Here is a 7,642-nt window from a genome sequence, read left to right as displayed (position 1 = left end):
GGTCAAGGGCATGGCCGATATGATGCCACCCCAATGACTGCATCCCCCGCCACCCCTCTCACGCCGCCCGACAGCGGCGTCGCTGCCACCCGCTGGGTGGCCACAGGCAGCCTGCTGGCCCTGATAGTTCTGTGCCTGGCTTGGGAGCTGGTGCTCGCCCCCTTGCGCCCAGGTGGTACCTGGCTGGCCATCAAAGCCTTGCCCCTGTGCATCCCGCTGGCGGGCATCCTTAAAAACCGCATGTACACCTACCGCTGGGTCAGCCTGGTGATCTGGCTGTATTTCACCGAAGGCGTGGTGCGCGGCTGGAGTGACAAGCCCCCGTCGCAGTGGCTGGCCTGGGCCGAAGTGGCCCTGTGCCTGGTGCTGTTCACCGCATGCACGCTGCATGTGCGGCTGCGCCAGCGCAATGCCAAAGCAGCCGCAGCAGAAGCCCGCACAGCGGAGCCCGCGCCCTGACGCCCCGTGCGCAGCGCCTCGCCCCATCCCATCCATGCACTGTCCACACCGTTTTACTCATGACCACCTTGCTTGACACCCTGCGCGCCATCGTTGGCCCCACCCATGTGCTCACCGAAGGCGACCTCACTGCCTGGGAACAGGACTGGCGCCGCCGCGTGCGCGGCAAGGCCCTGGCCGTGGTGCGCCCTGCCAACACACAGGAAGTGGCCGCCGTGGTCAAGGCCTGCGCGGCGGCCGGTACCGCCATCGTGCCCCAGGGCGGCAACACCGGCCTGGCCGTAGGCTCCACGCCCGACGATTCGGGCACGCAGATCGTGCTCAGCCTCACCCGCCTGAACGCAGTGCGCAGCGTGGACACAGATAACCTGACCATGACGGTGGAAGCCGGCTGCATCCTGCAGAACCTGCAGGACGTGGCCGAGAAAGCGGGCGTGCTGTTCCCCCTGAGCCTCGCGGCCGAAGGCAGCTGCACCATCGGCGGCAACCTGGGCACCAATGCGGGCGGCACGCAGGTGGTGCGCTTCGGCAATGCACGCGACCTGTGCCTGGGCCTCGAAGTGGTCACCCCGCAGGGCGAGGTGTGGGACGGCCTCAAGGGCCTGCGCAAGGACAACACCGGCTACGACCTGCGCGATCTGTTCATCGGCAGCGAAGGCACGCTGGGCATCATCACTGCCGCCACGATGAAGCTCTACCCCGAGCCCGCCGCACGCCTGACCGCCTGGGCCACTGTGCCATCGATGGAACAAGCTGTGGCCCTGCTGGGCCTGGCGCACAAGCAGCTGGGCGCAGGCCTCACGGGCTTTGAAGTGATGGGCCAGTTCGCGCTGAGCCTGGTGGGCAAACACATGCCGCAGCTGCGCGTGCCCTTCCTGGGCGACGAGACCGCGCCTTGGTGTGTGTTGCTCGAAAACTCCGACAGTGAATCCGAAGAACATGCGCGTGCACGGTTTGAATCGCTGCTGGAGACCGCATTTGAAGCAGGCTGCGTGACCGATGCCGTGGTGGCCGAGAACCTCACCCAGGCGCACCAGCTGTGGCACATCCGCGAGAGCATTCCGCTCGCGCAGGCCGAGGAAGGCCTGAACATCAAGCACGACATCTCGGTGCAGATCTCGCGAATCCCCGCCTTTGTGGCGCACACCGACGCGGTGCTGCAGCGCGAGATCCCCGGCGTGCGCCTGGTCAACTTCGGCCACCTGGGCGACGGCAATCTGCACTACAACGTGCAGGCACCGGCAGAGGGCGATGCCAAGGTATTCCTGCGCGAGCATGAGGCGCACGTAAACCACCTGGTCTACGAAGCCGTGGCGGAGTTCGGTGGCTCGTTCTCGGCCGAGCATGGCATCGGCGAGCTCAAGGCCGAGAAGCTGGCCAAATACCAGTCGCCCGTGGCGCTGGGGATGATGCGCGCCATCAAGCAGGCGCTGGACCCGCAGGGCATCATGAACCCGGGGCGGGTGCTGCAGTAAACCCACAGAAAGCCGCCCATGACCCCTACCGTGACTGTGCGCACGGTTCAGCCCACCGACTACGCCGCCTGGCGCCCGCTCTGGGACGGCTACAACGCGTTTTATGGCCGCTTTGGCGCCACAGCGCTGCCGGAGCACATCACCCAGACTACCTGGCAGCGGTTTCATGACGCGACGGAGCCCATGTTCTGCCTGGTGGCGCAGGACGATGCCAGCGGCGAGCTGCTGGGCCTCACGCACTGCGTCTTTCACCGCAGCATGACGCGCATCGAACCCGTCTGCTACCTCAGCGATTTGTTCACCCGCGAGGCTGCGCGCGGCCGGGGCGTGGGGCGGGCGCTCATCCAGGCCGTTTACGACGCCGCACGTGCCGCCCAGTCTTCGCGCGTGTACTGGCAAACGCACGAGACCAATACCGCCGGGCGCCAGCTGTACGACAAGCTGGCCAAACACCACGGCTTCATCGTGTACGCACAAGAACTCTGACCGCCGCCCCAAGGACCACTGATGACACTGCCCGACCTGCACCGCGCCATCGCCGAACACACCGGCATCTTCACCTGCGAACGCATCAACAAGCCGCAGCAAACCAAAACGGTGAACTTCCTGCACCACATCCAGCCGCCTGCAGCGCTGGATGCGCCCCTGCCCAACGTGGGCCAGCTGCCCGCGTTCTACGCCACGCTGGGCGGCGTTTTGCTGTACCACGACGCCGACTCGGGCGATGCCGCCCGCTACATCGCCCCGCCCGCTGAATGGGCCGATCTGCAAGAAGCTTTCAACGGCTGGACCGAGCACCTGAGCGATGAAGAACGCGAAGAGATCCTGCCCGACTGGATCAACCACTGCCTGGTAATTGGCGAAACGCCGCACTCGGGCAACTACATCCTGATGGCCACCGATGGCGCATGCGCCGGGCAGGTGTTCGAGTTTGACCACGACGGTTTCGAGTTCACCCACATGGCAGACGACCTGGTGGACTATGTGCAGCGCCTGCTCCACCTCGACAACCCCACGCTGGCCAACATCGCTTCGCACATGCGCTTCATCGACAAGAACACGGGGGCGCAATGGTGGATTCTGGAGATGAACGACAACCAGGGCCACAGGGCCTGCACCAATGTGTGAGGTGCGGCGAGGACAAGACCAATCACTACAAAAATAATAGCATCAAGTGCTTACTGGAAGCGCGGAGAAGCCGATTTTTAGCAAAAAACCAGCCTCCAAGCATCCCCTTGGCCTGCGGCTTGTTCCCCAAACGCAGCCCAGACCTGCCACACGCAACGCGTCCGCACAATGCTACGCGGTGCTACCTCTGATGCAAGGTAGCAGGCCGGGTTAGCGACCATGCAACCGCAGCCTCCCACCCCGGTGGCACACAGCCTTGCTCCACCACGCACAGGCTCGCGCTGGCCAGCGCGTGGCGCAGCGCCTGTTGGCAGGCATCGGCTGTCAGCGCTTCCACAAACGGCACAAAACCTACCCCAAGGGCGGCTTGCGCCTGGCGCAGCAGGTGCGCCAGCAGCCCGGCCAGAAAGCTGTCGCCCGCGCCCACGGTGTCCACCACCTGCAGCGGCTGGGCCTCTTTGGCGAAACACTGCGCGCCATTGCGGTGCAGCAACCATGCGCCTTCCGCGCCCAGCGTCAGCGCCATCAGGTGGGCCTGCGAGTTAGCGGCCAGCAGGTGCTTCGCGCGGGCCAGCGCATCCGCGCCGGGCACGGCCAGGTGGTCCAGGTCTTCGTCGCTGGCCTTGATGATGTGTGCGTGGGCCAGCGCGGCGTGCACAGCGATGCGGTACGCCGACAGGTCGGGCATGACCGAGGGGCGCAGGTTGGCATCGACCACCACGCAGCGCCCTGCGGCGCGCTGGGCGGCCAGCCACGGCAGGTAGATGGCCGTGTCACGCGCGTCAAGTGCCAGCGCGCCGGTGCAGACCAACTGCAGCGCGGGCAACGCGGCGCAGCTATCGACCAGACCTGCGGCAGACACGGCGCGGTCGGCCACGCCTTCGCGGTAGAAGGCGTAGTCGGGGTGGCCGTGTGCATCGAGGTTGACCACTGCCAAGGATGTAACCTGCTGCACGGGGTCTGGCCTGGCCAGCACCACGCCGTCGGCCGCCAATTGCGCTGCCAGCTCGCGGCCAAAGCGGTCGCGTGACAAAGGGTTGAGGTACTGCGTGCCCACGCCTTGGCGGGCCAGCGCACGGCACAGGTTGTAGAGCGCGCCACCCAGGCACGGCAGGTAGCTGCCGTTGGGGCGGCGGATAAGGTCGATGAGGGCCTCGCCTGCAATGGCGGCGTGGATAGGGGCTGTGGCGCTAAAGGCAATAGATGCGGAAGTCATGGTGTTTTGGGACGATGCGGGGAACACGTCAGAACTGGGCTTGCAGTGCGGGGTACAGCGCAACAAAGCGGGCATAGCGCTCGGCCAGCAGGGATTGTTGCGCAGCCTGTGGCGTGAAGATGGCGTCGGCGGTCAAGGGCTGGCACCAGTGGGCTTCGTCACCGCCGCAGGCCATGGCAGCCAGGCGTGCGGCGCCCAGGGCAGCGGCGGCATGTGCACCCTGCGGGCGCTGCAGCGGGGCGCCCAAAGCGCTGGCCAAGAGCTGCGCCCAAGGGTTGCTGCGGGCACCGCCACCGACCAGGGCCAGGGCTGCATCATCCCCGCTGGCAGCACCACCCTGCCCGGCCCCGGCAGCGCGCATGGCGTTGAGGCCATCGAGCAGGCCAAAGCCCACGCCCTCCATCACGGCATAGGCCAGGTCCGCCGCCTTGTGCTCGGCACGCAATCCCATGAAGACGCCGGTCGCAGCCGCGTTGTTGTGCGGTGTGCGCTCGCCACTCAGGTACGGCAAAAACAGCGGCGCCTGCGCCTGGCGGGTGGTGTTGAGGACGCTGACGGCGTCAGACAGTTGCGCCTCGTCGCCACGCCCCGTCAGCCGGGTGACCCAGCCAAACGCACTCGCTGCACTGAGCATGACCGACATGTGGTGCCAGCGCTGCGGCAACGCATGGGCAAAGGCATGCACGGCGCGCTCTGTGGCAGGCGCAAAAGCGTCCGTCACGCGAAATACAACGCCCGAGGTGCCCAGCGACACAAAGCCCTGCCCCGCAGTGCGGGCGCCCACGCCCACGGCACTGGCGGCGTTATCGCCCGCGCCAGCAGCCACGACGATGCTGTCACCGAGCCCCCAGCGGCGTGCCACATCGCTGCGCAGTGTGCCGGTGGGCGCACTGCCCTCGGCCAGCGCGGGCATGTGCGAAACATCGAGCCCACAGGCTTGCAACATGGCCGGGCTCCATGCGCGCGCCTGCACGTCCAGCCACAGCGTGCCCGATGCGTCGGACATGTCGCTCACGGCATCGCCGGTGAGTTGCAGGCGCAGCCAGTCCTTGGGCAGCAGCACGGTGCGGATCTGCTCGAACACGGCGGGCTCGTGGGTGCGCAGCCACAGCAGCTTGGGCGCGGTGAAGCCGGGCATGGCGAGATTGCCGGTGGTCTGGCGCGATGTGGGCACCGCCGATTCCAGCTGCGCACATTCGGCGCTGGCGCGGCCGTCGTTCCACAAGATGGCCGGGCGCAGCACCTGGCCCTGCGCGTCCAGTACCACCGCGCCATGCATGTGGCCCGACAGGCCGATGCCCCGCACCTGTACCCACGCAGCGGGTGCCTGCGCGCGCAACTGCGCCACGGCAGTCTCCACGGCGGCCCACCAGTCGGCGGGGTGCTGCTCGCTCCAGGTCGGCTGGGGGCGCAGCTGGGGCACGGCGGCGTCGGCGTTAGCGACCACAGCGTGCGCATCGTCCAGCAGCAGGAGCTTGACACCCGAGGTGCCTAAATCGATTCCGAGGTACATGGGTGATGGACAGATGTCAGTGATTCACAGTGAAAGCCATGGCCCGGCCTTTGCCTTTGGCGGGCTGCGTGCGGGGTCACGCAACAGGGCCCCCTCTCAGGGTGCAGATCCGGCCGGGGATCAGGAAGTCTTTCCAAACCTTCCCGCACCCTGCTTGCGGTACTCGCTGGGCGTCATGCCCTTGATGTCCAGAAAGCGGCGGTTGAAGTTGGCCATGTTGTTGAAGCCCACGTCATACGCAATGTGCGTGATGTAGCGCTCGGTCTCCATCAGCAGCTGGCACGCGCGGTTCACGCGCACCAGGTTCACAAAATCAGTGAAGGTGTTGCCCGTGGCGCGGCGGAAGAAGCGCGAAAAGCGGCTCTCCGTCATGCCCAGCTCTTGCGCCAGGTCGGCCGCCGACAGCGGGTCGGCCAGGTGGTCGGTGATGCGGCTCACGATGGCGTTGATCTGGTCGAGCTGGGTGTCGTTGTCTTCGCTTTGCAGCTGGGTGCTGGAGAGCAGGCGAAAGTCGGTGCAGCGCGCCAGGTCGCTCATGAATTCGCAGAACGCACCGAACCGTGCCAACCCCTGGCGCGCCTTGATGCGGTGCCAGTGTTCCTGCGCCTGGGCTTCCATGCCAAAGAATTCGATGCCGTGGCGCGCGCGCTCGAGCAAGGGCAGCACCTCGCGCAGCTCGGGGATGGTTTCGCTGCTGGCCACCAGCGGCGCATGCGAGAACTGGATCACCAGGTCGCGCAGCGGCACGCCGCCTTCGGGCAGATCCATGCTGATCCAGTTGTGGGGCAGGCGCGGCCCGGTCAGCACCAGGTGGCCGGGCTGGAACTGACCGATCCAGTCGCCCACAAACACCTTGCCAGAAGTGGCAGTGATCAGGTGCAGCTCGTACTCGTCGTGGTAGTGCCAGCGCGCCAGCGGCGTGGGAAACCCGTGCGCCAGGCAGCGGATAAAACCGGCCGTCTCAGGCCGCTCATAGCCCAGCGCGGGCGAGCGCACATAGTCGTGCTCCAGCTCGGGCTTGGTCTGGCGCGGGGCGATGGGCGTCTTCACGGTCATGGCAGTAGTGGGCTCAAATTACACCAGCATCAGGCGCCTGTCCGCTGCGCCACAAAAGCCAACACGCGGGCATAGGCTTGGCGCAGCGCGTCCACCAGCCGGGGGTGGCTGGCCATCTCGCCCCACAAGGTCGTGTCTGCCGCATAGGCCGCCACGGGGTCGGCGGCATCGCAGATGGCATGGGCCACGGCGGGGTCCATGGCCTGGTCCTGGTAGGTGTAGGGGATCCGCCCCGCGTGCCAGCGCTGCAGGTAGGCCAGGAACAGCGCTGGCAGCACCGCCACGCTGTCAAACGGTGCGTTGCGCGCCAGCTTGTCGCGGATGGTGGGTGCGATCATGCCGGGGATCTTGGAGAACGCGTCCATCGCCACGCGCTGGTTGGTGTCCGCGATGGCGGGGTTGCCGAAGCGGTCCAGCACCACGTCGCGGTACTGCTCCAGGTTGATGGGACATGGTTGCTCGGGCGTGTGGAGCACCGGAATCGCGTCGTCGGTGACGTAGTCGTAGGCCATCTGGCGGATGGCGGCATCGTGCGTGCCTTCGTGGATGTACTGGTAGCCCGCCAGCGTGCCGGCCCAGGCAATGCAGCTGTGCGTTGCGTTGAGCAGGCGGATCTTGGCCTCTTCATGCGCCTGCACCGACTGCACCATCTCCACGCCCACCATCTCCCACGCGGGCCGCCCGGCGATAAAGTCGTCTTCGATCACCCACTGGATAAAGCTCTCGCCCATCAGGGCCGCCTTGTCGTCCCAGCCGGTCGCGGCCTTCACGCGCTCGGCCACATCGGGCGTGGGG

7 protein-coding genes and 1 pseudogene are annotated in these 7,642 nt (G+C 66.7%); 4 read left to right on the top strand and 4 right to left on the bottom strand.

Features of this window, described 5'->3' with window-relative positions; genetic code table 11:
• Positions 1-33 precede the first annotated feature (33 nt).
• Genes DBR12_RS10215 through DBR12_RS10200 form a run of 4 tightly spaced genes read left to right on the top strand, consistent with a single transcriptional unit; the run spans position 34 to position 3,062 of the window.
• Positions 34-459, top strand: coding sequence for a DUF2069 domain-containing protein (locus DBR12_RS10215; RefSeq protein ID WP_108617139.1), 426 nt, complete (start codon positions 34-36; stop codon positions 457-459).
• A 59-nt stretch (positions 460-518) separates the two neighbouring features.
• Positions 519-1,934 carry an FAD-binding oxidoreductase gene (locus DBR12_RS10210; protein ID WP_108617138.1) on the top strand — a complete coding sequence of 472 codons (1,416 nt, stop codon included), beginning with the start codon at positions 519-521 and terminating at the stop codon, positions 1,932-1,934.
• A gap of 18 nt (positions 1,935-1,952) precedes the next feature.
• Entirely contained in the window at positions 1,953-2,420 is a 468-nt protein-coding gene (locus tag DBR12_RS10205; protein ID WP_108617137.1) for a GNAT family N-acetyltransferase, read from the top strand.
• Positions 2,421-2,441: 21 nt separating this feature from the next.
• On the top strand, positions 2,442-3,062 hold the full coding sequence (locus DBR12_RS10200; RefSeq protein WP_108617136.1) for an SMI1/KNR4 family protein: 621 nt from the start codon (positions 2,442-2,444) through the stop codon (positions 3,060-3,062).
• A gap of 181 nt (positions 3,063-3,243) precedes the next feature.
• Here the strand turns inward: DBR12_RS10200 and DBR12_RS10195 are convergent, their stop codons facing one another.
• The 4 genes and pseudogenes from DBR12_RS10195 to DBR12_RS22720 all read right to left on the bottom strand — a co-directional run.
• Complete coding sequence (locus DBR12_RS10195) at positions 3,244-4,278, bottom strand: PfkB family carbohydrate kinase (protein ID WP_108617140.1); 1,035 nt, start codon at positions 4,276-4,278, stop codon at positions 3,244-3,246.
• 28 nt (positions 4,279-4,306) lie between these two features.
• Positions 4,307-5,791 (bottom strand): xylulokinase, encoded by a 1,485-nt coding sequence (gene xylB / locus DBR12_RS10190; protein WP_108617135.1) that lies wholly within the window; start codon positions 5,789-5,791, stop codon positions 4,307-4,309.
• Between the two features lie 120 nt (positions 5,792-5,911).
• On the bottom strand, positions 5,912-6,847 hold the full coding sequence (locus DBR12_RS10185) for an AraC family transcriptional regulator (protein WP_108617134.1): 936 nt from the start codon (positions 6,845-6,847) through the stop codon (positions 5,912-5,914).
• 29 nt (positions 6,848-6,876) lie between these two features.
• A pseudogene (locus tag DBR12_RS22720) lies at positions 6,877-7,642 on the bottom strand (mannitol dehydrogenase family protein); the annotation flags it as partial.

It is taken from the genome of Acidovorax sp. HMWF029 (assembly GCF_003060895.1).
Taxonomy (GTDB): Bacteria; Pseudomonadota; Gammaproteobacteria; order Burkholderiales; family Burkholderiaceae_C; genus Acidovorax.
This window is presented reverse-complemented; position numbering and strand designations above follow the sequence as displayed.

Coding starts and splice junctions, on each gene's coding strand:
- DBR12_RS10195 (WP_108617140.1), bottom strand. CDS start 4,278: ATGACTTCCGCATCTATTGCCTTTAGCGCCACAGCCCCTATCCACGCC.
- DBR12_RS10215 (WP_108617139.1), top strand. CDS start 34: ATGACTGCATCCCCCGCCACCCCTCTCACGCCGCCCGACAGCGGCGTC.
- DBR12_RS10210 (WP_108617138.1), top strand. CDS start 519: ATGACCACCTTGCTTGACACCCTGCGCGCCATCGTTGGCCCCACCCAT.
- xylB (WP_108617135.1), bottom strand. CDS start 5,791: ATGTACCTCGGAATCGATTTAGGCACCTCGGGTGTCAAGCTCCTGCTG.
- DBR12_RS10185 (WP_108617134.1), bottom strand. CDS start 6,847: ATGACCGTGAAGACGCCCATCGCCCCGCGCCAGACCAAGCCCGAGCTG.
- DBR12_RS10205 (WP_108617137.1), top strand. CDS start 1,953: ATGACCCCTACCGTGACTGTGCGCACGGTTCAGCCCACCGACTACGCC.
- DBR12_RS10200 (WP_108617136.1), top strand. CDS start 2,442: ATGACACTGCCCGACCTGCACCGCGCCATCGCCGAACACACCGGCATC.